This window comes from Kordiimonas lipolytica (assembly GCF_001550065.1).
Genome location: NZ_LRUB01000011.1, coordinates 195,577 through 220,715 on the forward strand (window position 1 = coordinate 195,577; position 25,139 = coordinate 220,715).

Sequence of the window (25,139 nt, forward strand, 5' to 3'; positions counted from 1 at the left end):
TGTCTGTCGGCGGAGTGAATGTCTTTAAACCATATGTGGTGCACCGTTATGGTGCCTTCAAGGGCTTCAGGCCCAAGGCAGCTTGCCGCGGACTATTTCTGTGGCCGATGATGTATCAACCGGCTTTGACCAGAAGTAGCCCTGACCGAAGCTGAAGTCCAAACTGCGCAGCATTTCGATGTGCTCCACGTCCTCAAGCCCTTCGGCCACCACTTCGTGGCCAAGGTTGGTCGCCAGCATGCCGATCATCTCCAGAATTTTGAAAGGCGCATTGTCCTTTTCCAGCTGGTTGATGAAGCTGCGGTCGATCTTGATAATGTCGATCGGGAACTGGTGAAGATAGTTAAGCGAGCTGTAGCCCGTGCCGAAGTCATCAAGCGCTACTTTCACACCCAACTTACGGATGCGGGACAGCGTTTCGGAAATACGGGTCGGGTTGGCCATAATGGCACTTTCCGTCAGCTCGATGCGGATAAGGTGGCCTGGAAGGTCATGTTCCTTGAGCGCCTTTTCCACCATGCCGGCAACATCGTCCCGCGCGAACTGAACGCCTGAGACATTCACATTCACCGGAACCGTTTTTTCTGGGCCCATTTCATCAAGCCAGGACTTAACGGCAGCACAGGCAGAATCGACTGCCCAGCGCCCAAGGGGAACGATCACGCCGGTTTCTTCCGCCAGCGGGATAAATTCAATAGGGGAGACGGCGCCGCGGTCTTTATGAACCCAGCGCGTGAGGGCCTCGAACCCATGGAGCTCGTCTGTCTTCAGGTCGATAATAGGCTGGTAGTTAAGCTCCAGCTCGCCCCGTTCCACTGCGCGCCGAAGCTCTGTTTCCAGATGGAACTGGGAGCGTGCACGCTGGTGCGAATCGCTTTGGTAAATCTCTGTGCGCGCCTTGCCAGCAGACTTCGCGCGGTGCATGGCGAAATCGGCATCGCGGATCAGGTCTTCCGGGTGAGTGGAGCTGGAAATGGTTGTGGCAACGCCAACCGAGACGCTGGTGAAAACCTCATTGCCGTCCAGATCATAGGGAAGCGCCATGGCGTCATGGATACGGCGGGAGATCATTTCCACTTCTTCGATGTCGTTGAAGTGAGACACAAGAATGGCAAACTCGTCGCCTGAGAGGCGGGCGAGGGTGTCTGAGCTGCGGATACAGCGCCGAAGCGTCGAGGCCATGGAAATCAGGAACCGGTCGCCTGAGGAATGCCCGAAGCTTTCGTTGATCTGCTGGAAGCGGTCGATGTTGATGATCAGCACCGCGCAGCCCGCGCCTGAGCCAGAGCGCTGGCATTCAGTAACGGCTTCTTCAAGCTTGTTCCGGAACAAGACCCGATTGGGCTGGCCGGTGAGGGCGTCGTGGAAGGCGTGATGCAGAAGGTTGCGTTCTGCCAGTTTTTCCGCCGTCTGATCTTCAATGGTGCAAATAACCTGATAGATGCGGCCTTCGTGATCTTCAAGCGGCAGCAGGTGCGACGACAGGAAGCGTTCAATGGCACCGACACGGATCGACCATTCAAAGCTGGCGCTGCGCCCGGACCGGTGGACCTCCAGAATCTGGCCCGAAAGAACGTGATTCTCATTCGCGCTCCAGACACTGTCCAGCGTGCAGGGCATCTGCGCGCCATCCTTGAGGTCAAACACCTCACGGGCAAAACCGTTGATAAACAGGGCCTCAATGACATTGCCGGAGGTTACGCCGCACACAAGGATGCCAACCGGCAGGCGCTCTGCAACGGCGCTTGTGTTGACGATGCGCGATGATTGAGCGCCACCGCCCGATGGGTTGGCAATCGGAGAAACCTTGCTTCCAAGCGTGTCTGCCACAGTCAGCTCCACGAGAAAAGATACAACATTCGGAATGCGGAGCGATGCGCCAGCGCATTCCCGACACTTGAACATCTTGTGAGTAAAGATTTGGTAAAGGCTCAAGTGTTGCAGGCAGTACTATAGGCTCGTGATGGAGCCGAGGAAACAACAAGTTGAAAATTATAGTAAATTTACGGCTCTGCCTGGACGTTTCTTTGCTTCTGGCCCGGCTGTTCTGACGCAGGCAAAAAAATTGGGGAAGGCAGAACCTTCCCCGAGATATCCACCCACTGGGACGGGTTAGTGGGTGGGGTAATTCTCTATGTGCCTAGCTGCAGCCGGATGTCCCGCCGCAGGTGTCGCACTTCAGGCATGTACCGTTACGAACCAGCGTAAAGTTGCCGCATTCGCCGCAGGCATCGCCTTCATATCCCTTCATACGGGCCGCAACCCGAGCGTCAACCGTTGCTTCCGTAGCACCGTTCGCCATGGCGGAACCTACAGCCACTGTGGCTACGCCGGCCGTACCTGTGGCAACAGAAACGGTCTCTAACTCTTTGCTATCCTTGGTTTCTTTCGACTTCAGAACCACAAGGTTGCTGCCGCGAACGTAACCGGAGGACGCGAATTTCTGAACGCGCTCAAGCGCTTCGGTGACTTCCTCATCCATCGCCGGCAAGCCATCGCCGCTGTCGCCGCGGCCCGTTGTGTCGGGTGCCAGGTCAGCAGGCTGAACGTGTGCGAGGTCATCGCGGCCCAGGTAGGAGATCGCCAGCTCGCGGAAGATATAGTCCAGAAGCGAGGTGGACATCTTGATGGTGTCGTTGCCTTCCACACGGCCGAATGGTTCAAAGCGTGTGAAGGTGAAGGCGTCCACGAATTCCTCCAGCGGCACGCCATACTGGAGGCCGATGGAAATCGCGATGGCGAAGTTGTTCATCAGGCTCCGGAACGCTGCGCCTTCCTTGTGCATGTCGATGAAGATCTCGCCCACGCTGCCGTCATCATATTCGCCAGTCCGCAGGTAAACCTTGTGCCCGCCAACGATGGCCTTCTGGGTGTAGCCTTTGCGGCGCTCGGGCAGACGCTTGCGCTTGGTGCCAGCTTCGCGTTCCACCTCGACAATGCGCTCGACGATCCGCTCGGTGATCACTTCGGCGCGCTCGGCAACATTCAGGTCTTCGAGCTCTTCCTCAAGATCCTCGTCGTCAAGAAGCGCAGCGTTCAGCGGCTGGCTGAGCTTGGAGCCGTCGCGGTAAAGCGCGTTGGCTTTAAGAGCGAGCGACCAGCTGAGCTCATAGGCGGCCATACAGTCATCCACATCTGCCGAGTTCGGCATGTTGATGGTTTTACTGATCGCGCCGGAGATGAACGGCTGCGCCGCCGCCATCATATGGATATGGCTCTGCCAGGAAAGCGAGCGCTTGCCGATCTTGCCGCAAGGGTTGGCGCAATCGAACACGCTATAGTGAACTTCCTTCAGGTGCGGCGCACCTTCAAGCGTCATGGCACCGCAGCAGAAGAGGTTGGCCGCTGCGATTTCTTCCCGGTCGAAGCCGATGGCGGCCAAGAGGTCGAAATTATAGTCGTTCAGCTGCTCATCCGTCAGGCCAAGCGTTTCCTTGCAGAAATCGGTACCCAGCGTCCACTGGTTGAACACAAACTTGATGTCGAACGCGTTTTTCAGCTGGGCTTCAACAGCGTCGATCTCGCGCGTTGTGAACCCGCGCTCCTTCAGCGTCTCGTGGTTGACACCGGGTGCCCCTTTGAGCGTGCTGTTACCGACGGCATAAAGCGTGATGTCGTTGATCTCTTCACCGTCGTAGCCAAGGACCTCAAGGGCCTGAGGCACGATGCGGTTGATGATCTTGAAATAGCCACCACCGGCGAGCTTCTTGAACTTCACCAGCGCGAAGTCAGGCTCGATGCCCGTGGTGTCACAGTCCATCACCAGGCCGATAGTACCTGTTGGTGCAATCACGGTGGCTTGCGCATTGCGGAAGCCGTGTTCTTCACCGATTTCAAGCGCGCGATCCCACGCTTCACCAGCGGCCACACCGATGGCTGGGTCGGTCAGGCTTTCGATATCGAGCGGCACAGGCTTGGTGTGCAGTTTCTCGTAGCCGTCATCCTGGCCGTAAGCCGCGCGACGGTGGTTTCGGATCACCCGCAGCATATGGTCGGCGTTTTTCTTGTAGCTTGGGAATGCGCCCAACTCAGACGCCATTTCGGCGCTTGTCGCGTAAGCTTCACCGGTCATCAGGGCCGTGATGGCGCCACAAAGTGCGCGGCCTTCGTCACTGTCATAGGACATACCAAGGCTCATCAAAAGCCCGCCAATGTTGGCGAAACCAAGGCCCAGTGTGCGGAATTCATAGGAAAGCTTGGCGATTTCCTTGGATGGGAACTGTGCCATCAGGACGGAAATCTCAAGCACCATGGTCCACAGGCGGCAGGCGTGCTTGAAATTCTCAACCTTGAAGCTGCCGTCCTTCGCGCGGAAAGTCATCAGGTTCAGGGACGCCAGGTTACAGGCTGTGTCGTCCAGGAACATATATTCCGAGCAAGGGTTGGATGCGCGGATGTCGCCTGAGGCAGGGCAGGTATGCCAGTCATTGATGGTGGTGTGGAACTGGATGCCTGGGTCTGCGCACGCCCACGCGGCATGGCCCACATCGCGCCACAGGTCCTTGGCGTTCACCTTGCGGGCAACGCTGCCATCTGTGCGGCTGACCAGGTTCCATTCAGCGCCGTCATTGACAGCTTTCATGAAATCGTCGGTTACGCGGATGGAGTTGTTGGAGTTCTGACCCGACACAGTCAGGTAGGCGTCCGAGTCCCAGTCCGTGTTGTAGGTTTTGAAGTCAATCGACGTGTAGCCTTGCTTGGCGAACTGGATAACACGCTGAACATAGTTTTCAGGGATCATCACCTTGCGTGCAGCGATGATTTCCTTCTTCAGCAGCTTGTTTTCCTTCGGTTCAAACGCCTTGTCGCCCATGTCAGGCTTGGCGTCATGGCACGCCTTCATGATGCGGTTCAGGTGAATTTCATTCAGCTTTGAACCTGAGACAAGGGCCGCAACCTTTTGTTCTTCAACAACTTTCCAGTTGATAAAATCGTCAATATCAGGGTGGTCGATATCAACCACAACCATTTTGGCGGCGCGGCGGGTGGTGCCTCCTGACTTGATGGCGCCCGCGGCGCGGTCGCCGATTTTGAGGAAGCTCATCAGGCCGGAGGACTTTCCGCCACCGGAGAGGCTTTCGCCTTCTCCACGAATATTTGAGAAGTTGGAGCCGGTGCCCGAGCCGTATTTGAAAAGACGGGCTTCGCGGGTCCAGAGGTCCATAATGCCGCCATCGTTCACCAGGTCGTCGGACACGCCCTGAATAAAGCAGGCATGCGGCTGTGGATGCTCATAAGAACTTTTGGACTTCACAAGCTTGCCGGTTTCGAAGTCTACATAGTGGTGGCCTTGGGCTGGACCATCGATACCGTAAGCCCAGTGCAGGCCGGTGTTGAACCATTGCGGGCTGTTTGGCGCCGCCATCTGGTTCGACAGCATGAAGCGCATTTCGTCAAAGAAAGTCTTGGCGTCGGCTTCGCTATCGAAATAGCCGCCTTTCCAGCCCCAGTAGGTCCAGGTGCCTGCGAGGCGGTCGAAAACCTGCTTGGCGCTTGCTTCACTGCCGTAGCGCTTGTCTTCAGGCATGCTCTCAAGCGCGTCCGTGTCCGCTTCCTTGCGCCACAGCCAGCTTGGCACATTTTCTTCTTCTACGGGCTTGAGGGCCTGCGGAACGCCGGCTTTGCGGAAATACTTCTGCGCGATGATATCCGTGGCTACCTGGCTCCAGTTTGTGGGAACCTCCACATTATCCATATGGAAGACGATCGAACCGTCCGGATTCCTGATTTCACTGACTGCAGTACGCCACTCCTGTCCAGCATATGGACATGACATGTCTTTGGTAAAACGGCGTTCAATACGCATGCGGTTCCCCCGTTCGGTTATCGCTCATGTTTTACTGGATTCTCGCAGCTTTTTGCGCCTGCAATACAGCCCCTGCCCAGGCGCGCGCCGTCCAGCCCCTATTTCTCTGCCAGCTACTATATCTAGTAGCCGCTCCCTTGAGTTGGCCCAATCCTATGTAGGAAAAGGCAGAGGGGACAAGCCCTATTTTTCACTTTAATGCGGTTGACATTGGCCCTTTTTATCAAGTGCGGGGGACGACTCATTGTAGCGCCATGAGTCTTTCCAAACGGGGGTGTGATTTTCACTTCGATAAAAAAAATTCAAATGGTCCTGTAACAATTCCTTCATGCTTCGCTTCGCCCGGGCGGGAAGCCGAATCAGAAGGCCCTGATTGGGAATGGCCCCGGAAATGTCACAATTGCGAAATATGGGTGTTGTTGCGGCTTTTCCTTGGGGGCCAAACGTGCTAAACGGGCGCGAATGTTCCCGTAATTGATGGAAAAAAGTAATGACTGGTCTGATTTCTAAACTGTTTTCGTCACCGATCTTCACCTGGTGGAACTCTGCCACTTTCGGCACGCGCCTTTTCACGAGCCGCAAGGGTGTGAAAGTCGGCGAAGACAGTCAGGGTAATGTCTATTATCAGGAAAAGAACGGCCATCGTCGCTGGGTCATCTACAAGAATGGGCCTGTTGAAGCGTCCCGTGTTCCAGCAGACTGGCACGGCTGGCTGCATTACACCGTTGATGTATTACCGACCGAGCAGACCGTTGAAACCAAACCTTGGGAAAAAGAGCACCAGCCGAACCTGACAGGTACGGAAAAGGCTTATATGCCTGCTGGCGCCGTAAATGCGGCTCAGCGCGCAGCAACAACAGCAGATTATGAGGCGTGGCGCCCATAAGGGTAGATCACTCCCGGCCAGCGAAAGTAGTTTATGTCGAGCAATCTTGTTGAATCTCTTATTGGCGCGCTGGTTCTGCTGATCGCAGGCTGGTTCCTTATGTTCGCCTATGAGCGCACGGACGGCGCCATGGCGGGCGGCTACACGCTGGTGGCAAAGTTTAACCAGATTGACGGTATCGGCGTTGGGTCCGACGTCCGGCTTGCTGGCGTCAAGGTTGGGTCTGTGCTTTCAAACACACTAGATACCCAGACGTTCCAGGCCGTTGTCCGCTTCTCTGTGGAGCAGGGCGTTGAACTGCCAAGCGATACGGCTGCTGCCGTAAGCCAGGAAGGCCTCTTGGGCGGCAAATACCTGCGCCTGCTGCCAGGCGGCATGCTGGAGACGCTCGCTGACGGTGATGAGATCGAGGAAACCCAGGACGCGGTTGACCTGATCAGCTTGTTCGGCAAGTTCGCAACCGGCGACAGCAAAGAATGACAACCGGCCTGCGGCATATCGCGCTGGCGTTTCTTATCGGCCTTGGCGGCCATAGCGTGGCTGCCCAAGACGCCTCCCAGGTTCCCATCCAGAAATCCGGCGCGGGGACCGCACAGGAAGCCCCGCGGGACAGCGCTGCAGACCACCCTGACAATGTTGCCCACAATGTGGTGGTGCTTCGGGCGCTCGACAAAATTACCGCACGCATCACGGAAATTGAATTGCCGATTGGCGAAGAGGCACGGTTCGGAACGCTGGCCCTTAAAGCACGCTATTGCCGCACCCGGCCGCCCATCGAACCGCCAGAGACCTTTGCGTATCTGGAGATCGACGACATCAAGCGCGATGAAGAGCGTGAACGCGTGTTCGAGGGCTGGATGGTTGCGTCAAGCCCAGCCCTTAATCCGCTTGAGCATTCGGTTTATGATGTCTGGGTGATCAACTGCAGGACGGTAGAGCCGTCCGTCGACGCCCCCAATCCATAAAAATTTGCTGAGTGAATCATCAGCGCGGCCTTGAGCATCGCCTGATATTCGTCCCGCGGCATCTCGCACGCGCCGAACTGCTTCAAGTGATCCGTTACAAACTGGGTGTCCAGAAGGATGAAACGGCCGGCCTTAAGCCGCGCCACCAAGTGCACCAGCGCCACCTTGCTGGCATCTGTTTCTGTGTGGAACATGCTTTCCCCGAAAAAGGCACCGCCAAGAGACACGCCGTAAAGGCCACCGACCAGCTCATCCTTCAGCCAGCATTCCACAGAATGGGCAAAGCCGCGTTCGTGAAGGTCTGTATAGAGATATTCAATACGTTCGCTGATCCAGGTGGTGTTGCGGCCACGGGCAGGGCGCGCGCATGCCTGCACCACCTTTTGAAAGGCCTGGTCCACAGTGACGGTGAAGCGGTCCTGGCGCACAATTTTGGCAAGGGATTTCGGGATATGAAAGCTATCAAGCGGGATGATGCCGCGTTCTTCGGGGTCAACCCAGAACAGTTCTTCGTCTTCGCGGCTTTCAGCCATGGGGAAGACCCCGGCTGCATAGGCCTGCAATAAAAGATTAGGGGTTATACTGTCGTGCGGCATAACCCCTAATATACTTTATTTTGCGTTGTGCTTTTCAAGGAATTTTTCCAGCCAGTGGATATCGTAATCCCCTTTCTGGAAGTCCGGATCGTCCATCAGGGCCTGATGGAGCGGGATAGTGGTGGTCACACCGTCAATCACATATTCCTCAAGCGACCGGCGAAGCCTGAGCAGGCAGCCTTCGCGCGTGTAGCCCGCAACGATCAGCTTAGCGACCATGCTGTCATAGTATGGCGGAATCTTGTATCCGGCATAGACGGCACTGTCACAGCGTACGTTCAGACCACCTGGTGGGTGATATTGGGTCACAACGCCTGGACTTGGCATGAAGGTGAACGGATGTTCGGCATTGATGCGGCATTCGATGGCATGGCCAAAGAAACGCACCATGTCCTGCGTGTAGCTGAGCTTTTCGCCCGAAGCGACGCGAATCTGTTCACGCACGATATCGATGCCGGTGATCATCTCCGTCACCGGATGTTCCACCTGAACACGGGTGTTCATTTCAATGAAATAGAACTCACCGTCTTCATAGAGGAACTCGATGGTGCCTGCACCGCAATAGCCAAACTCGGCCATTGCCTTGGCAACAATACCGCCCATGCGCTCACGGGTTTCACTGTCAATGACAGGTGAGGGCGCTTCTTCAAGCACCTTCTGGTGGCGGCGCTGGAGCGAACAGTCGCGTTCGCCAAGGTGGATACAGTTGCCAAAGCTGTCGCCGATGAGCTGGAACTCAATGTGCCGTGGCTTCAGGAGGAACTTCTCGATATAGACCGCATCGTCACCGAAGGCCGCCTTTGCCTCGGTACGGCAGGTTTTCAGCTTGGTCGACAGCTCTTCGGCTGAGCGAACAATCTGCATGCCGCGGCCGCCACCACCGGCGGAGGCCTTGATGATCACGGGATAGCCGATTTCGTCACACACGCGCTTGGCTTCGTCATCGTCCGTGATACCGCCCTCGGACCCCGGAACAACCGGGATACCCAGCTTTTTCACGGTTTCCTTGGCGGTGATCTTGTCACCCATCATGCGGATATGCTCGGCTGATGGGCCGATGAATGCGATACCGTGCTCTTTGACGATCTCGGAGAAGTGCGCGTTTTCAGACAGGAAGCCATAGCCTGGGTGAATGGCGTCGGCGCCTGTAATCTCAGCCGCCGAAATGATGGCTGGGATGTTCAGGTAGCTGTCGGTGGATGATGGCGGGCCGATACAGACGGATTCGTCAGCCAGCAGCACGTGCATGGCATCTGCGTCAGCTGTGGAATGCACAGCCACCGTCTTGATGCCCATTTCGTGACAGGCACGATGAATCCTGAGCGCAATCTCGCCCCGGTTTGCAATAAGAACTTTTTTAATCATCAAAAGGTGTCCCTACTCGATGATGCAAAGAGGTTCACCGAACTCAACCGGCTGGGCGTCGGCAACCAAGACCTGCTTCACGGTACCGGATTTCGGTGCCTTGATCTGGTTCATTACCTTCATGGCTTCGATAATCAGGATCGTATCGCCTTCCTTCACCTGGGAACCAACCGTCACAAACGGGTCGGCCCCTGGGCTTGGGGAAGTGTAGGCTGTACCAACCATCGGGGAAGGTACTGCGCCGGGATGGTCAGCGGGGTCCGCTGCTGCAGGTGCGGCTGCTTCCGCGGCAGGCGCTGCCGCTGGAGCCGCAGCGGGTGCCGGAGCATGAGCCGGAGCAGCCATCGCTGGTGCTGCATAATTGATGCTGGAAGGCACTTCGCGTGCAACGCGGATGCGGAGATCTTCTTCTTCCACCTCGATTTCGGACAGTGTGGATTTGTCGAGAAGTTCGGCGAGCTCGCGCACAAGCTCTTTATATTCTTTAATTTTAGACATGTAAGTAGCCTTTAACCCCTGGTCACTGATTGCCGCGCAGCATACTGGCAAACGCGTCAATCGCAAGCACATATCCGGTTGCGCCAAACCCGCAAATCACTCCCGCGGCCTGGTCGGACACGAAAGAGTGGTGACGGAATTCCTCCCGCGCGAAAACATTGGACAAGTGCACTTCAATAACTGGTGTGTTGATGGCAGCAATTGCATCCCGGATGGCGACAGAAGTGTGGGTATAGGCCGCGGCATTAAGAATTATGCCGTCGGCGCTATCACCGGCTTCCTGAATCCAGTCAACAAGTGTGCCTTCATGGTTGCTCTGTCGGAAATCCACATTCAGACCGTGGTTCTTCGCATGGTCTTTGATCATGGTGCCGATTTCAGGCAGCGTGAGGCTGCCATAGGTCTCCGGCTCACGGGTCCCCAACAGATTAAGGTTAGGGCCATTGATGACCATGATGTTTTTTTGCTGCGCTTCACTCATAATCGAATCCAAATGTTTCGACAGATCGCTTGATGCCACCTATATAATGCCATAAGCATGGCATGCAAAGCCGCTTCGGTATTTTTTTGCGGAATTTCAATTTGCGCGTAAAGGTTTGGCAGTTCAGATGCAAATTACAGTGAATGGGGAATTGAAGACAATTGGGTCGCCAGAGCGGCTTGATAGCTTTCTCGAAAGTCTGGGGCTTGACCCCACCAAAGTTGCGGTTGAACGCAATCTGGAGATCGTCCCCAAATCGACATTTGCCGATGTAACGCTCGAAGACGGCGACAAGTTAGAGATTGTACATTTTATTGGCGGAGGACTGGAAACAGTGACGCAAGAGCCTAGAGACACCTGGACCCTGGCGGGCAAACAGTACAGCTCGCGCCTGATCGTGGGCACCGGCAAATACAAGGATTTCGAAGAAACAGCAAAGGCTGTTGAGGCCTCTGGTGCTGAAATCGTTACCGTTGCTGTGCGCCGGGTGAATGTGTCAGACCCGAACCAGCCGATGCTGGTGGATTATCTGGACCCCAAAAAAATCACCTATCTGCCCAATACAGCGGGCTGTTTCGATGCCCAATCCGCGCTTCGGACGCTCAGGCTCGCACGGGAAGCGGGCGGCTGGGACCTGGTGAAGCTTGAGGTTCTGGGTGACCAGAAAACGCTTTATCCCAATATGCAGGAGACCTTCATCGCCGCAGAGGAGCTGATCCGCGACGGCTTCAAGGTCATGGTTTACTGCTCTGACGACCCGATCGCGGCCAGGAAGCTTGAGGACATGGGCTGCGTGGCGATCATGCCGCTTGGCGCACCCATTGGATCCGGCCTGGGCATCCAGAATCCAGTTCAAATCCGGCTGATGATCGAACAGGCGAGTGTGCCCGTGCTGGTGGATGCGGGCGTCGGCACGGCGTCAGACGCCGCTGTTGCCATGGAACTGGGCTGTGACGGCGTGCTGATGAACACCGCGATCGCTGAAGCGAAAGACCCTATCAAAATGGCGCGCGCCATGAAGCTGGCCGTTGAAAGCGGGCGGTTGGCCTATCAGGCTGGCCGTATGCCGAAGAAACGCTATGCAGACCCAAGCTCACCGCTCTCTGGCCTGATTTAGGGCAGGGACATGATGGTAAGAAAAAGGCCGCAGTTAGCGGCCTTTTTTGTAGCGGTGTTTGCTGGCTATTAGTTTCCGGCTGTACCGGCCTTTTCCTCGCGGGCTCTGGATACGGCTTCAACCAACCGGTTATAGCCTTCCGCGCCAACGATGATGTCATCCCCAATGATATAGCCGGGTGTGCCGTCAAAGCCGATATCCTGGCCGATAGCCAGGCTGTTTTTGACGTTCTTTTCGATCAGCTTGTCCTGCATGTCAGCCTTGAGCTGGTCAACATTGAGGCCAACGGTCGCAGCCAGTTGGTAGATTCGGTCTTCGGTCAGCTGAACGCTGTCGCCCATCATCGTGATGTGGAATTCTTCGAACTTGCCCTGTTTGTGGGCAGCCAATGCTGCTTTGGCGGCAAGAAAGGAAACCGGCGTCTGGCCGGGACGGTCCAGGATTGGATACTGACGCGGCACAAGGCGGATATTGCCATCTTCACGCACCAGCTTCATCACCGCCGGAAAATGCCGGCGGCAGAAACCGCAGCGATAATCGAAAAATTCAACAATCGTTACATCGCCATTAGGGTTGCCCATAACAGGCGCGCCTTCTTCGTTCTCAAGGAAATCGCGGTACATCTGCACAGCAGGCAGCATCTGCGCAACCGTCTGGCGGCGTTGGAGTTCGCGGATGGCCTTAACAACAATCTCCGGGTTTTCCATAAGATAGTCTTCAAGCACGCGTTCGATCTTGGCGCGCTCGGCTGGATCGATAGCTGTATCCTGGGCGTTAGCATCCGTAAGGCCGGCAAGGGGCAGGGTGGCCGCAAGGGCAAATGCGATGGGCGTAATCTTCACTGAATTATGTCCTGTTATTGGTCAAAGGCAACACGCCGGCGGCGCTGTTGCTGTTGTTGTTTTCTGAATTTTTCGGCCGCTTCCTGCGACACATAGAGAATATCCTGTGCCCGGAGCCATTCCGGGCTGCCGGTCTTAAAGCCTTCGAGGGCGCGCTGTGCATGCATCACCGCCAAGATTGGATTTCCGCCGGAATAGAAACGCTCTGCGGTCGCGAGGCTTGCTTCGGCGTCGCGGCCCATCCAGCTATAGGCTTTGGCAAGATTGAACCAGGCGAAACTGTTGCCGCGGTCTTCACGCGTTGCAGCTTCAAGGATGGGGATGGCGCGCTCCATCAGGGCCTTGTCTTCGAGTGACACCATGGCCTGTCCCATGGCTGTCGCGATCAGTGGTTCATGGGGGGCAAGCTCAACGGCCTGCTGGAAGACCGGCAGGCTGTCGCGCACGCGTCCGTTTTCAAACAGAATCTGTCCCATGATTTCATAAAAGTATGGGTTGTTGGGTTCGGCTTCCACAAGGGCGCGGGCTTCCGCCAGCGCCAGATCCCACTCAAGGGCCTTGTGATAGGCATAAACCCGGGCATAACGCGCAGGGATGCTGGTGTCGCTGGGTGGGTAAATACGTAATGTCTGGCGCGGGTTATACAGATAGCCCATGAGCTTGGCCTTCAAGCGCTGGAATTTTTCTTCCAGAACAGGGTTGGCGGGCTCTTTGAAATGTGGGTTTTTCTCGACCGCTTCCTGCAACTGCAGAATACGCGTGCGGTTCAGGGGGTGTGACCGGACATATGGGTCCTGCCGCACCTGTGCCAGAATTTCCTGGTCACGCAGTTTGTCAAAGAAGCGGATCATGCCTTCGCCGGAGATGCCAGCCTCTTCAAGGTACCGGGCGCCGGCCAAGTCGGCCTCGCTTTCCTGGCCGCGGCTGTAGGCAAGGAACTGGCCCTGCGCCATGGATTGACCGGCCATCATGATGCCCATGCCTGCATCTGCGCCCCCTGCGAGGATTGCTGCGGCACCAAGAACCATCGAAAGAATGGAGGTTGTGCCTGCGTTCATCGCGGCGTCACCTGTCCGCAAACGGTGACCACACGCAATGTGACAGGTTTCGTGGGCAATCACGCCCAGGAATTCGGTGACATCATCGGCTTCCAGAATCAGCCCGGAATGGATGAAGATATTTTGGCCGCCCGTCACAAACGCGTTGATGGAGTTTTCATGCAGCAAATACATATGGACGGAGGCGGGTGTCAGCTCCGCAGCCCGGAAGATCGGATCAGATGCTTCATGCAGGAACGCTTCGGTTTCAGCATCGCGCAAAATGGATTGCGCCCGCGCAGGCGATAGCGGGAAAGCCAGCAGGAACATAGCCAGGGCGATGATGTGTCGTTTGAAGCGTAGCAAGTCTCGTCTCCAAGTTTCCGCCCACGCTATGGGGTGGCGGCTTAATCGTCAATGAACATCCACTGACAACGCCGTGAGGATAAAGGCCTTATTAAACAGAAAAGGCGGCGAAGCTGTGGCCTCGCCGCCTTCCATCAAACTATTCGAGCCTTAGCCGAATGTGCGCTGCCACCAACCTTTACGTTTCGGGCCGCCTTCAGCCTCCGGAGCAACCGGAGCGCTTGCCTGATCAGTACCGTCGGACGTCACAGAGATTTTCTGTACAGGCTTGTCCTCAGGCTTTGGGGCTGGCTTGGCTTTCGCCGCAGGCTTGGCTTTCTCTGCCTTGGCAGGGGCTTCCGCCTTGCTGTCCGCTTTGCCGTCGACCTTGGCGTCAGTTTTAGGCTCTGCCTTTGGCGCGGCTTTACGCGTGCGGCGCTTCGGCTTTTCCTCTGCTTTGGCGTCATCGGCTTCCGGCTTGGCTTCTGCCGCTGTTTCAGCTTTTGGCTCAGCGGCCTTGCGGGTCCGCGTGCGGCGCTTCGGCTTTTCCTCTGCTTTGGCGTCAGCTGCTTCCGGCTTGGCCTCTGCCGCGGCTTCCGCTTTTGGCTCAGCGGCCTTGCGGGTGCGCGTGCGGCGCTTTGGCTTTTCTTCTGCTTTGGCGTCGTCCGCTTCCGGCTTGGCCTCTGCCGCGGCTTCCGCTTTTGGTTCAGCAGCCTTGCGGGTGCGCGTGCGGCGCTTCGGCTTTTCTTCAGCCGTGGCGTCCGCTGCTTCTGGCTTGGCTTCTGCCGCGGCTTCCGCTTCCGGCTCAGCCTTCTTGCGGGTACGCGTGCGGCGCTTCGGCTTTTCTTCCGTTTTGGCCTCAGTCGCGTCTGGGGCAGTTTCAGCGGCAGCCGGTTGAGATTCAGATGCGCCTTCCTCTGCTGCAATTGGGGGTTCTTCGCCCTCTACTGCTGGACGGTCATCACGGCTACGACGGCGGCGGCCACCGCGACTGCCACGGCGACGGCGCGGTTTACCTTCGCGGGTTTCATCCTGATCGCCTTCGTCATTGCGTTGGCCTTCGGCGTCGGAATCGTCGCCTTCGCCTTCATCCTGCTGCGACTGTGTCTGCTGGTCCTGGCCATCCTGCGGGCGATCGCCACGACGGCGACGACGGCGACGACGGCGCTTGCGGCGCGGCTTATCGTCGTCAGAGCTTTCTTCGTCACGATCACGCTGTGGTGCGCTGGTTTCCTGCTTGACCTCGGGTTCTGCGGGCAGGCTGTCTGGCGTTACGGCGCTTTCTGTAGGGGCGTCAGACTTGGCGCCCGGTGTGATGGCTTCACGTGTGATTTCGATCTCGGAAGGGCCATAGGATGGCGTTCCAGTAACCTCGATGGTGAAGTCATAGCGTGATTCGAGCTCAGAGAGCATGCTGCGCTTTTTGTTCAGTAGATAGATCGCAACCTCTGGGCTGGCCATGACGCGAACGATTGAGCTACGGCCCCGAATGCCTTCTTCCTCAAGCTGACGCAGAACCATGAGTGAGGCGGATTCGACTGAGCGAACAATACCTGTACCGGAGCAATGCTCACAGGTTTCCATGCTAACTTCAAGGAGGTTAGGGCGCAGGCGCTGGCGAGACATTTCCATCAGGCCAAACGAAGAGATGCGCCCCACCTGGATGCGCGCACGGTCAGACTTCAGCACGTCTTTCATGCGGCGCTCTACAGCACGGTTATTGTTGCGCTCTTCCATATCGATGAAGTCGATCACCACAAGGCCAGCCATGTCGCGCAGGCGAAGCTGGCGTGCAACTTCCTCTGCTGCTTCAAGGTTTGTCTTGAGGGCTGTTTCCTCGATATTATGTTCGCGGGTGGACCGGCCGGAGTTGACGTCGATCGAAATCAGCGCCTCGGTCGGGTTGATAACGATATAGCCGCCGGATTTCAGCTGCACCACAGGCTGGAACATGGCCTCAAGGTGGTTTTCCACCTGATAGCGATGGAACAGCGGAATGCGGTCCTTATAGTGCTGAACCTTTTTGGCATGGCTAGGCATCAGGAGCTTCATGAAGTCCTTGGCTGCACGGTAGCCTTCTTCGCCTTCCACCAGAATCTCGTCAACCTCACGCGTGTAAAGGTCGCGGATCGTGCGCTTGATCAGGTTGCCTTCCTCATACACGAGGGTAGGGGCAACGGATTCGAGCGTTTTTTCACGGATGCCGTTCCACAGGCGCATCATATATTCATAGTCGCGCTTGATTTCGGTCTTGGTGCGCTTCATGCCCGCGGTGCGGACGATCAGGCCCATTTCCTCAGGCACTTCCAGGTCAGAAATCATCTTCTTCAGGCGCTTGCGGTCTGTGGCGCTTGAAATCTTACGGCTGATACCGCCCGAGTGGGTAGAGTTTGGCATTAGCACGCAGTAGCGGCCAGCGAGCGACAGGTAAGTGGTCAGCGCAGCGCCTTTGTTGCCGCGTTCTTCTTTCACAACCTGAACGAGAAGCACCTGGCGGCGTTTGATTACTTCCTGAATGTTATATTTGCGCTTGAGCGCCTTCAGACCACGACGACGGGCAGCGGCTTCTTCGATTTCCGCGTCTTTTTCGTCTTCGTCGCCAGCCTGGATTTCGGTTTCGCTACCGTCTTCATTGGCTTCGTCCTCAGGAGCCGCGACGATAACGTCATCTGCCTCGGATTCTTCCGCAACAGCCTGGACTTCTTCCGCCAGGATCTGTTCACGGTCTTCAACCGGGATTTGATAATAGTCTGGGTGGATTTCGCTGAAAGCAAGGAAGCCGTGGCGATTGCCACCATATTCAACAAAGGCCGCTTGCAGGGAAGGCTCCACACGGGTTACGCGTGCGAGGTAGATATTCCCTTTTAGTTGGCGTCTTGTTGCTGATTCGTAGTCAAATTCCTCTACGCGGCTACCTTTGATAACAGTAACGCGTGTCTCCTCTGGGTGACGCGCGTCGATAAGCATTCTTGTCGACATATATTTGTTCTCCGGACTGGCTGCCGCGCGGGCACGCCCTCTTTTCGAAGGGGGGCGCAGGCAGGGTCCAATGGGTATGATTTTACTGTAGGTGTGGAGTAGGCAGTCCCCGGAAAGGTACCGGCCAAAGCAAAACGCCGCCGTTCACTGAGTAGTGTACGACGTGAAAAATCTGTTTTCGATGCGCAAAGCCTTTTGGCCATTGCCGGTTCTTGTCCTTATTTGGCCTTGGGGTCGATGGCGATCTCATTTTAAATTTTGAGACCGCGAGAGCGTCCCGTCAAGACCGCGACCTGCCGCCTAAAGCGGCCGATCGATAAACTCGCAAAGCTAAAATAGTGAAACCCAAGATGCTTTACAATCGAAATTGTTCCATCTCGGCAATAAAACTGTATAAGGACAGGAAAGACGGATGGGATTTGTTTCTCTTGAGCGATTAAGCCGTTATTCATACTATGATGACAATAGTCACTATGAATTGACCTGTTTTTTCGGGGAAGAGTGTGGTTTTGCGTAGAATAATGCGACTGTTTCTGTGCCTCAGCCTTATGCTTGCTGGAACGAGTGCGCTTCTTGCAAAAGATATCGATATTTCCGGCATCCGCTTTGGCCAGAACGGGGAAGTGACCCGTTTTGTGCTAGATGTGTCGGAAAAGGCCGAACCCAGCATCTTCCTGCTTGCTGATCCTTACCGTGTGGTGATTGACCTGCCAGAGGCCGATTGGCGCGCAAGCGACAAGGTCAAAGGGGAAGGGGCCGTCGACGGCTTCCGTCACGGGCTATTTGCACCGGGCATTTACCGTATCGTACTGGATCTTAAGGCCCCGGCCATTGTCAAAAAGTCTTTTCACTTGGCGCCGCGTGGCGGTTATGGCCACCGGTTGGTCATTGACCTGGAAACCACATCGCGAACCCAGTTCCTCACTGCTGTAAAAGACAGCAAGAAGGCGCGACCGGTTATGGTTTCCAAGGCGACGCCTGATGTGGTTAGTCCGCGCCGCAGCGTAACCGGCAAGCGGATTATTGTTATTGATGCAGGCCATGGCGGGCCTGATCCAGGCAACCTGGGTGTTATTGGTGTCCATGAAAAGGTGATTGTCCTTGCGATAGCGCGCGCAGTGCGAGACGAACTTAACGCAACGGGCCGCTATGACGTTCGGATGACCCGCGACCGTGACATATTCTGGCCGGTGCGTGAGCGGTTCCGGATCGCGAGACGGCATGGTGCAGACCTTTTCATCAGTATCCATGCGGATTCTATCAGTAAGCCGAATGTGTCGGGTGCCAGTGTCTATAACCTGTCAGAGACGGCATCGGATAAGGAAGCGGCTCGGTTGGCAGCGCGCGAGAACAAATCAGATGTGATTGCAGGCGTGAACCTTGAGCAGGCAGATGACGAGGTGTCATCGATCCTGATCGATCTGGCGCAGCGTGAAACCATGAACTTTTCTGCGCAGTTTGCAGCTATTCTGGTCTCTGAGCTTGAGCGGGATGTGCCGATGCTCAGGCGCGGTCATAGGTTCGCAAACCTTGGCGTGTTGAAGGCGCCAGACGTTCCGTCTGTTCTGCTGGAAGCCGGCTACCTTACCAACAAGCAGAATGCGCGTTTTCTCAATAGCCGTGACGGCCAGCGCCGCATCGCCAAGGCTGTGCGGCGGGCAATTGACCGGTATTTCGAGCAAATGGTAGCGCTAGGCCGCTAATTGCCTTATCTGCGACACATTCTGTTGCCATCTATGGCATGGGACATTTTTTGCATTTTACCCGCGCTATGTGGGCGTTTGAGATACTATGGCTGACACAGACAACAATCAGAAAGACACGACAGAGAAAGTCGCACAAAAGGCCAAGAAGCCTTTGTGGCGGCGGTTACTGAAGTACGGCCTGATTTTGGGCGCTGTTGGTACGGTTTCTGTTGGTATCCTGATCGTTTGGGCGATCATCTATTACGGTCGTGACCTGCCGGATTATCGTCAGCTTGCGCAATATGAGCCTGCTGTGGTCACCCGGGTGCATGCGGGCGACGGTAGCCTGCTGACCGAATATGCGCGCAAGCCGCGCGTGTTCGTGCCGATCAATGCGGTACCCGACCAACTGATCCACGCTTTCATGTCCGCCGAAGACAAAAACTTCTACGAACACAATGGCCTTGATTACATGGGCATGGTGCGGGGCAACATTAGAAACGTGCTGAATGTGATCAAGGGTAGGCCGCTGCAGGGCGGATCGACCATCACCCAGCAGGTTGCACGGACATTCCTTCTGACGCTTGACCAGAAGCTGGACCGTAAAATCAAGGAAATGATCCTGACGCTGAGGATCGAACGGGCCTTCTCAAAGGACCATATCCTTGAGCTTTATTTGAACGAGATCAACTTCGGCAACCGGTCCTACGGTGTTGCCGCAGCGGCGCAAAACTATTTCAACAAGGCGCTTAATGAGCTGACGATTGCCGAGATGGCCTATCTCGCGGCATTGCCGAAGGCACCACACAATTACCACCCTGTGCGCCACAAGGGACGTGCTGTGGGGCGGCGGAACTGGGTTCTGTCGCGCATGCTGGACCTTGGCTACATAACGGATGATGAATACAAGCAAGCGATCGCCGAAGACCTTGTGATGGCGACTGAAACCGACCAAGCCCGGTTTGAAGCCGCACACTTCGAAGAAGAAGTGCGCCGCCGGGTCGGGCGCATGTATGGCACCAAGCAGCTTTATGAAGGCGGTTTGTCTGTGCGTACGTCGCTCGAGCCTCGCCTGCAGGCGATTGCCGAGCGGACGCTGAGGGATGGCCTTGTGGCCTATGACCGCCGGCATGGCTGGCGCGGGGCTATTGGCAAGATCGTGGTCGACAATAATTGGCGGGACTCGCTCAAGGAAATCAAACGGCCCCTCGGCTATCAGGAATGGCAGCTTGCAGCAGTCCATGAAGTGCGGGCAGACGGTGCAATCATCGGCCTAAAGGACGGTAGCTACGGCTTTATCCATCTGGATGAAATCAAATGGGCTCGACCCTGGCGTGAAGGTGAGCGGCTAGGCCCGAAGATCACCGACCCGGCACAGGTGCTGGCGGTTGGCAGCGTGGTTGCTGTGGAGCGCATTTATACCGACGAATATGAAATCACGGGCTTCCTTGATGAAAAGGGACAACCGCTGGGGCCTGTGACGCGGTATGGCCTCAGGCAGATACCCGAAATTGAAGGCGCGCTGGTGGCGATGGACCCGCATACCGGGCGTGTTCTGGCCATGGTAGGCGGCTTTGACTATGACGCAAGTCAGTATAACCGCGCGGTTCAGGCCGAGCGCCAACCAGGCTCTGCCTTCAAACCCTTTGTTTATGCTGCCGCACTCGATAACGGCTTCACGCCCGCGAGCCTGGTGCTCGACGCACCTTTTGTGATCGACCAGGGTGAAGGGCAGGGCAAGTGGAAGCCGCGGAACAGTTCCAACAAGTTCTATGGACCCAGCACGCTTCGGTTCGGCATTGAGAAATCCAAGAACCTGATGACAATCCGGCTGGCCCAGCACCTGGGCATGCCCACGGTGCTGAAATATGCCGAGAAGTTCGGTATCGGAGAGAAAATGGAGCCGACGCTTGCGTCCTCGCTTGGGGCGTCTGAGGTGACGCTTCTTGAGCTCACGGGCGCGTATAGCATGCTGGTGAACGGCGGTAAGCAGATCAAGCCATCCCTGATAGACCGAATCCAGGATCGGCGCGGCCGTACCATCTACAAGCATGATGAACGTGACTGCGTTGAATGCACCATCCGCTGGGACCAGACGACGCTTGAGCCCGAGATTCCTGACGACCGCGAGCAGGTGTTGGACCCGCAGACTGCCTATCAAATGGTGTCCATGTTGGAAGGCGTTGTGCAAAATGGTACGGGGCGGAAGATTCGCGTTCTTGGTAAACCGCTTGCGGGCAAAACCGGTACAACGAATGATGCTACCGATGCCTGGTTCGTTGGTTTTTCAGCCGATCTCGCCGTTGGTGTGTTCACCGGGTTTGACCGCCCACGGTCCCTTGGACAGTATGAAGAGGGCTCCAGCGTGGCTGTGCCTATCTTCCGTGATTTCATGCGAGACGCGCTCAAAGGTGAGCCCGGTGTGCCGTTCCGGATGCCTTCCGGTATCCGTCTGGTGCGCGTCAATGCCAAAACCGGCCAGCCTGCTACCCTCGAAGACGAAGATGTGATCCTGGAAGCCTTCAAGCCGGGGACCGAACCCCGTGTTGGCCAATATGCAGTACTTGACGGCTCGCTTGAAACCGGTAAAACCAAAAGCACAATTCGTAAGGGTACCGGCGGTATCTACTGATCCGGTTCACCCTGAGCAAATTAAGTAACGAAGGAAGTATTTATGCGTGCGGAAGCTCAGGCAACCGTCGACCAACTCCAGCAGTCAATGGCACTGCTGAGGAGGCATCTTTGACTGGGATCAGGCTTTACTCAGGCTTGAGGAGCTGAACGCTCTCGCTGAAGACCCTGATCTTTGGAACGACCCTCAAAATGCACAGAAATTGATGCGCGAGCGGACCAAGCTTGATGACGCCATCAAGGCTGTGCAGGGCATTGAGACTGATCTCGCGGACACGCTTGAAATCCTGGAACTCTCTGAGATGGAGGGCGACGAGGATATGGCAGCCGAAGCCGAAGAGCAGATCAAGGGCTTGGCCGAAAAGGCCAAGGACGCCGAACTGAAGGCGCTGCTGTCCGGCGAGGCAGACGGCAACGACACCTACGTTGAAATCCATTCGGGCGCCGGCGGCACGGAAAGCCAGGACTGGGCATCTATGCTGCACCGCATGTATATGCGCTGGGCTGAAAAGCGCGGGTTCAAGGTTGAAACCGTTCAATATATGCCGGGCGAAGAAGCCGGCATCAAGTCGGCGACCATCCAGGTGAAGGGCGAGGATGCTTATGGCTGGCTGAAGACCGAATCCGGCGTTCACCGCCTGGTGCGGATTTCGCCTTATGACAGCAACGCGCGGCGCCACACCAGTTTTGCATCGGTCTGGGTCTATCCTGTGATCGACGACAGTATCGAAATCGATATTAACGAGAGCGATCTGAAGGTTGATACTTACCGGGCGTCTGGCGCGGGCGGGCAGCATGTGAACACCACAGATAGTGCAGTGCGGATCACGCACCAACCATCCGGCATTGTGGTGCAGTGCCAAGCAGAGCGGTCGCAGCACAAAAACCGGGCAGCTGCCATGAGCATGCTGAAAGCCCGCCTTTATGAGGCAGAGCTGAGGCGCCGTGAAGAAGAAGCCAATGCGGTTAATGCGACCAAAACAGAGATCGGGTGGGGTCACCAGATCCGGTCCTATGTGATGCAGCCTTATCAGATGGTGAAAGACCTGCGTACAGGCGAGGAATCTGGCCAGCCTGATAAGGTGCTGGACGGAGACCTTGATCGCTTCATGGCGGCAGCGCTTGCGGCACGGGTGCACGGGACAGACGCGGAAGTCTCCGACATCGATTGATTATTCGGTTACACCTAAACCAAAAAAGAAAAGGCGCCCAGTGAGGCGCCTTTTTTAAACGATCAGATAGCCAGCTTATTCAGCGGCTGGCTTTGCCTTTACGAAAGACGGTGTCTCTGCCGTCTCATCCTTGGCTGTAGTTCCTGCTACTGCTGACTTGCCCTCAGACGGGTTGGACGAATGCGCGAACCGGCCTGTCAGCTTGGCGCCTGCTTCAACGGACAGGCTTTCGTGGATCACGTCGCCTTCGACAATGGCGGTCTTCTCAAGACGTACGGACCGGGCGCGAATTTCACCCTTCACTGTGCCGCGAATGGTGACGCTGTCGGCAGAGATGGTGCCTTTAACCGCACCGGTTTCGCCCATAACAAGGCCGCCACACGAAACATCGCCTGTAATATGGCCGTCGAGCTGCAGTTCGCCACCTGTGCGAACATTACCATCGATCTGGACGTCTGAAGCAATGAGGGAAGGGGGGGTCGCTGCGCCCGAGCGGGGCGTCGGCGTGCTATTGCTGACTGGTTTCTTCATTTCTTCCTTGGATTTCGAGAACATCATTTGCTGCTTTCATAAAAGGCATTGGATCGCGTACTTCGCCATCGAACCAGATTTCATAATGAAGGTGGGTGCCTGTAACCCTTCCGGTTTTTCCCATGTCGCCGACGCGTTGTCCTAAAGTTACCTCATCTCCCTTTTTGACCCGTACCTTGCGCATGTGGCCGTAACGTGTCCTGAAGCCGTTGCCGTGGTCTATTTCAACCATGTTGCCGTACGGGCCAAACCAGCCGGCATGAACAACGGTTCCTGGACCCGTCGCGTTAATCGCAGTGCCTGGCCATCCAGCCAGATCAAGTCCATAGTGGCTGGCCCAGGTCTTTTTAAGCGGGTCTTTACGTCGACCAAACTTGCTGGAGAGGTAATATTTCTCCGCTGGCTGGCCGACGGGCACACTATTGAGCACCATTGTGACCATCTCAAGGCGTTGGCGTGTATTGATCAGTTGCAGGAAGGTGTCGTGGTCGTTTTCATCGAAAACAGGCTGAAAATCCTGCTCAGGTACAAAAGGGCCGCCCATGGCAGTAACCATGGTCTCAGCCTTTTGAAGAAGCTGTTCATTGTCGAGCTTGGTGGGTTCAAGCACCTGGTCAATCTTGGCAATCTGCGCTTCGGCATCGCTCAGGAGAGCGTGCGCCAGATACTGCTGCCGGTGTTGCATCTGCTCAAGCCGCGCAAGAAGATTCTTGCGGCGATCTGTGTTTGAAAGGATCGCAGCCTGTGCGGTACCTGCGCCAAGAATTTCGGCGAGAAAGCTTGGTTTTTCGCCAATTGTCATTGACGTGTTGGGAGCTGGCGCTTTATCGCTGGTCGCCGCTTCTGGTTCAGCATTCACAGGCCTAGGCGCGCTATTTCCGTCAACACCAACCATTTCTTCCAGCAAACGCTGACGGGTCTCAAGCTGCTCTGCCTTACGCTCCACTTCCATCTCAAGCGCGGAAAAGTCGTTTGAAAGCGATTCATACTGCGCAGACATGGTGGTAATGGTGCGGTTTTTGGCTTCAAGCACCTGGTCGCGTGTCAGATAATGATAGGAGGTCACAAGCCCCCAACCAAGCGCAACTAGTACGGCCGATGAGGTCGCCATCTGGAAATTGCTGGAAAAGGTTACAAAGCGAACGCGGCCTTCGCTGCGCAAAAACAGCTGGCGCTCCGGAAAATATTTTTGCCGGAAGATCTGGAATTTCTCTAATAAAGTCAGATCGTTACTCAAAAACCATCCACGCAGTGCGTGTCCTCACCCTGTTGGTCCCTGCTCGAAAGCCATTCCTCTATATAGGCATGCGTCAAGCTAATAAAGGTATAATTTATAGTAGTTTTTTGCCATTCCACCGAATTTCGGGCAATTGGTCAAGCCTCTTGTCCATCCGATAGAAGATCCGCGAGTGGCTCGTAGAAGGAGCAGGGCATCCCGGCCCGGTTGCGGGCGGGCTTGTTGAACGGTGGCTTCAGGCTGCCGTTGAAATACTCGGTTACCAGTTCCTGAAACCATGCCTTGTCGTCAAGTCCACCTTGTTTGGCAAGATGCTTGAACCAGCGGGTTCCTGCGCTGACGTGCCCGATTTCTTCTTCGTAAATGGTCTGCAGTACATCGGCAGACACGTCGTCGCCGCTGCGCTTGAACTGCTCGATCATTTTCGGGGTGACATCAAGGCCGCGGGCCTCAAGCACCATAGGAACAATGGCAAGGCGCGCGGGCAGGCTGTCCTTGGTGTCCATGGCGGACTGCCATAAGCCGTCATGGGCCGGCAGGTCGCCATAGTAGCAATCAAGTGCCTTCAGGCGGGCGCTGACCAGCGCAAAATGGCGTGCTTCATCGTCACCCACTTGGACCCAGTCGTCCGTGAATGCCTTGGGCATCAGGTCGCCGAAGCGTGCCACAAGGTCAAACGCCAGATCAATCGCGTTCAGTTCAATGTGGGCAATGGCATGAAGAAGTGCGCGGCGGTTGCCCTCTGTACCGCCTTTGCGCCTTTTTGGCATGTCCGCTGGCATCATCAGCACAGGCTTGTCCGGGCGCGCGGGGCGCAGGGGAGGCTGGGTGGTGAACTTGAGTGGAAGTGTGCCGCTCCGCCACTTGGCTGCAGCAAGGCGGGCCGTCTCGGCTTTTTCCCTCGGCCTAGCGGTGTTAAGCACGGCGACAGCGGCTTCACTAATATTTTTCCAGTCGTTGGACATC

19 protein-coding genes are annotated in these 25,139 nt (G+C 56.2%); 7 read left to right on the plus strand and 12 right to left on the minus strand.

All coding sequences use genetic code 11. The annotated features are described in order from the left end of the window. Positions 1-66: 66 nt before the first annotated feature. Both KORM41_RS05470 and KORM41_RS05475 read right to left on the minus strand, forming a co-directional pair. A complete protein-coding gene (locus KORM41_RS05470) occupies positions 67-1,905 on the minus strand; it encodes a putative bifunctional diguanylate cyclase/phosphodiesterase (protein WP_068145724.1) in 1,839 nt (612 codons plus the stop codon). Between the two features lie 235 nt (positions 1,906-2,140). After that, positions 2,141-5,806: a vitamin B12-dependent ribonucleotide reductase gene (locus KORM41_RS05475; protein WP_068145727.1), complete on the minus strand. Its 3,666-nt coding sequence runs from the start codon at positions 5,804-5,806 to the stop codon at positions 2,141-2,143. Positions 5,807-6,296: 490 nt separating this feature from the next. Here KORM41_RS05475 and KORM41_RS05480 point away from each other — a divergent pair, with 490 nt between their 5' ends. From KORM41_RS05480 to KORM41_RS05490, 3 genes are read left to right on the plus strand one after another with little or no spacing between them, the layout of a single operon-like run. Next, the gene (locus KORM41_RS05480) at positions 6,297-6,692 is read left to right on the plus strand and encodes an NADH:ubiquinone oxidoreductase subunit NDUFA12 (protein WP_068145729.1); all 396 of its coding nucleotides are present in this window, start codon (positions 6,297-6,299) and stop codon (positions 6,690-6,692) included. Positions 6,693-6,725: 33 nt separating this feature from the next. Further along, positions 6,726-7,172, plus strand: coding sequence for an outer membrane lipid asymmetry maintenance protein MlaD (gene mlaD / locus KORM41_RS05485; protein ID WP_068145732.1), 447 nt, complete (start codon positions 6,726-6,728; stop codon positions 7,170-7,172). After that, complete coding sequence (locus KORM41_RS05490) at positions 7,169-7,657, plus strand: DUF2155 domain-containing protein (RefSeq protein WP_082719773.1); 489 nt, start codon at positions 7,169-7,171, stop codon at positions 7,655-7,657. Before mlaD ends, KORM41_RS05490 begins: the two co-directional genes overlap by 4 nt. Here KORM41_RS05490 and aat read toward each other — a convergent pair. Genes aat through aroQ form a run of 4 tightly spaced genes read right to left on the minus strand, consistent with a single transcriptional unit; the run spans position 7,594 to position 10,597 of the window. After that, a complete protein-coding gene (gene aat / locus KORM41_RS05495) occupies positions 7,594-8,253 on the minus strand; it encodes a leucyl/phenylalanyl-tRNA--protein transferase (protein WP_068145736.1) in 660 nt (219 codons plus the stop codon). The genes KORM41_RS05490 and aat overlap by 64 nt on opposite strands. A gap of 15 nt (positions 8,254-8,268) precedes the next feature. Further along, positions 8,269-9,621: an acetyl-CoA carboxylase biotin carboxylase subunit gene (gene accC, locus KORM41_RS05500; RefSeq protein ID WP_068145739.1), complete on the minus strand. Its 1,353-nt coding sequence runs from the start codon at positions 9,619-9,621 to the stop codon at positions 8,269-8,271. Positions 9,622-9,630: 9 nt separating this feature from the next. Further along, the gene (gene accB / locus KORM41_RS05505; protein WP_068145741.1) at positions 9,631-10,116 is read right to left on the minus strand and encodes an acetyl-CoA carboxylase biotin carboxyl carrier protein; all 486 of its coding nucleotides are present in this window, start codon (positions 10,114-10,116) and stop codon (positions 9,631-9,633) included. Between the two features lie 22 nt (positions 10,117-10,138). Next, on the minus strand, positions 10,139-10,597 hold the full coding sequence (gene aroQ, locus KORM41_RS05510) for a type II 3-dehydroquinate dehydratase (RefSeq protein ID WP_068145745.1): 459 nt from the start codon (positions 10,595-10,597) through the stop codon (positions 10,139-10,141). Between the two features lie 127 nt (positions 10,598-10,724). Between aroQ and thiS the strand changes: the two genes are divergently transcribed. Beyond that, complete coding sequence (gene thiS / locus KORM41_RS05515) at positions 10,725-11,714, plus strand: sulfur carrier protein ThiS (protein ID WP_068145750.1); 990 nt, start codon at positions 10,725-10,727, stop codon at positions 11,712-11,714. Between the two features lie 68 nt (positions 11,715-11,782). On the opposite strand, the gene KORM41_RS05520 is transcribed toward thiS, so the two are convergent. The 3 genes from KORM41_RS05520 to KORM41_RS05530 all read right to left on the minus strand — a co-directional run bounded on the left by KORM41_RS05520 (position 11,783) and on the right by KORM41_RS05530 (position 16,917). Continuing rightward, the gene (locus KORM41_RS05520; protein ID WP_068145753.1) at positions 11,783-12,556 is read right to left on the minus strand and encodes a DsbA family protein; all 774 of its coding nucleotides are present in this window, start codon (positions 12,554-12,556) and stop codon (positions 11,783-11,785) included. Between the two features lie 14 nt (positions 12,557-12,570). Beyond that, positions 12,571-13,959: a M48 family metalloprotease gene (locus tag KORM41_RS05525; protein WP_068145756.1), complete on the minus strand. Its 1,389-nt coding sequence runs from the start codon at positions 13,957-13,959 to the stop codon at positions 12,571-12,573. Between the two features lie 150 nt (positions 13,960-14,109). Further along, a complete protein-coding gene (locus KORM41_RS05530) occupies positions 14,110-16,917 on the minus strand; it encodes an Rne/Rng family ribonuclease (protein WP_068145759.1) in 2,808 nt (935 codons plus the stop codon). 548 nt (positions 16,918-17,465) lie between these two features. On the opposite strand from KORM41_RS05530, the gene KORM41_RS05535 reads away from it, so the two are divergent. The 3 genes from KORM41_RS05535 to prfB all read left to right on the plus strand — a co-directional run bounded on the left by KORM41_RS05535 (position 17,466) and on the right by prfB (position 22,405). Continuing rightward, a complete protein-coding gene (locus tag KORM41_RS05535; RefSeq protein ID WP_231727160.1) occupies positions 17,466-18,620 on the plus strand; it encodes an N-acetylmuramoyl-L-alanine amidase in 1,155 nt (384 codons plus the stop codon). Between the two features lie 88 nt (positions 18,621-18,708). Continuing rightward, positions 18,709-21,234 (plus strand): penicillin-binding protein 1A, encoded by a 2,526-nt coding sequence (locus KORM41_RS05540; RefSeq protein ID WP_068145763.1) that lies wholly within the window; start codon positions 18,709-18,711, stop codon positions 21,232-21,234. 42 nt (positions 21,235-21,276) lie between these two features. Continuing rightward, positions 21,277-22,405 (plus strand): peptide chain release factor 2 gene (gene prfB, locus KORM41_RS05545; RefSeq protein ID WP_156431907.1). Its coding sequence is split into 2 segments (ribosomal slippage): positions 21,277-21,345 and positions 21,347-22,405, totalling 1,128 coding nucleotides; the frame shifts between segments, so codons are not numbered across the junction. A gap of 75 nt (positions 22,406-22,480) precedes the next feature. Here prfB and KORM41_RS05550 read toward each other — a convergent pair. The 3 genes from KORM41_RS05550 to KORM41_RS05560 all read right to left on the minus strand — a co-directional run bounded on the left by KORM41_RS05550 (position 22,481) and on the right by KORM41_RS05560 (position 25,138). Next, positions 22,481-22,936 carry a bactofilin family protein gene (locus KORM41_RS05550; protein ID WP_068145768.1) on the minus strand — a complete coding sequence of 152 codons (456 nt, stop codon included), beginning with the start codon at positions 22,934-22,936 and terminating at the stop codon, positions 22,481-22,483. After that, a complete protein-coding gene (locus KORM41_RS05555; protein ID WP_068145770.1) occupies positions 22,914-24,173 on the minus strand; it encodes a M23 family metallopeptidase in 1,260 nt (419 codons plus the stop codon). Before KORM41_RS05555 ends, KORM41_RS05550 begins: the two co-directional genes overlap by 23 nt. 137 nt (positions 24,174-24,310) lie before the next feature. Continuing rightward, the gene (locus KORM41_RS05560; protein WP_068145772.1) at positions 24,311-25,138 is read right to left on the minus strand and encodes a ferritin-like domain-containing protein; all 828 of its coding nucleotides are present in this window, start codon (positions 25,136-25,138) and stop codon (positions 24,311-24,313) included. Position 25,139: the final 1 nt, after the last annotated feature.

Coding starts and splice junctions, on each gene's coding strand:
- KORM41_RS05535 (WP_231727160.1), top strand. CDS start 17,466: ATGCTTGCTGGAACGAGTGCGCTTCTTGCAAAAGATATCGATATTTCC.
- accB (WP_068145741.1), bottom strand. CDS start 10,116: ATGTCTAAAATTAAAGAATATAAAGAGCTTGTGCGCGAGCTCGCCGAA.
- KORM41_RS05490 (WP_082719773.1), top strand. CDS start 7,169: ATGACAACCGGCCTGCGGCATATCGCGCTGGCGTTTCTTATCGGCCTT.
- aroQ (WP_068145745.1), bottom strand. CDS start 10,597: ATGAGTGAAGCGCAGCAAAAAAACATCATGGTCATCAATGGCCCTAAC.
- KORM41_RS05530 (WP_068145759.1), bottom strand. CDS start 16,917: ATGTCGACAAGAATGCTTATCGACGCGCGTCACCCAGAGGAGACACGC.
- KORM41_RS05475 (WP_068145727.1), bottom strand. CDS start 5,806: ATGCGTATTGAACGCCGTTTTACCAAAGACATGTCATGTCCATATGCT.
- KORM41_RS05550 (WP_068145768.1), bottom strand. CDS start 22,936: ATGAAGAAACCAGTCAGCAATAGCACGCCGACGCCCCGCTCGGGCGCA.
- KORM41_RS05470 (WP_068145724.1), bottom strand. CDS start 1,905: ATGTTCAAGTGTCGGGAATGCGCTGGCGCATCGCTCCGCATTCCGAAT.
- aat (WP_068145736.1), bottom strand. CDS start 8,253: ATGCCGCACGACAGTATAACCCCTAATCTTTTATTGCAGGCCTATGCA.
- KORM41_RS05560 (WP_068145772.1), bottom strand. CDS start 25,138: ATGTCCAACGACTGGAAAAATATTAGTGAAGCCGCTGTCGCCGTGCTT.
- KORM41_RS05540 (WP_068145763.1), top strand. CDS start 18,709: ATGGCTGACACAGACAACAATCAGAAAGACACGACAGAGAAAGTCGCA.
- thiS (WP_068145750.1), top strand. CDS start 10,725: ATGCAAATTACAGTGAATGGGGAATTGAAGACAATTGGGTCGCCAGAG.
- mlaD (WP_068145732.1), top strand. CDS start 6,726: ATGTCGAGCAATCTTGTTGAATCTCTTATTGGCGCGCTGGTTCTGCTG.
- KORM41_RS05480 (WP_068145729.1), top strand. CDS start 6,297: ATGACTGGTCTGATTTCTAAACTGTTTTCGTCACCGATCTTCACCTGG.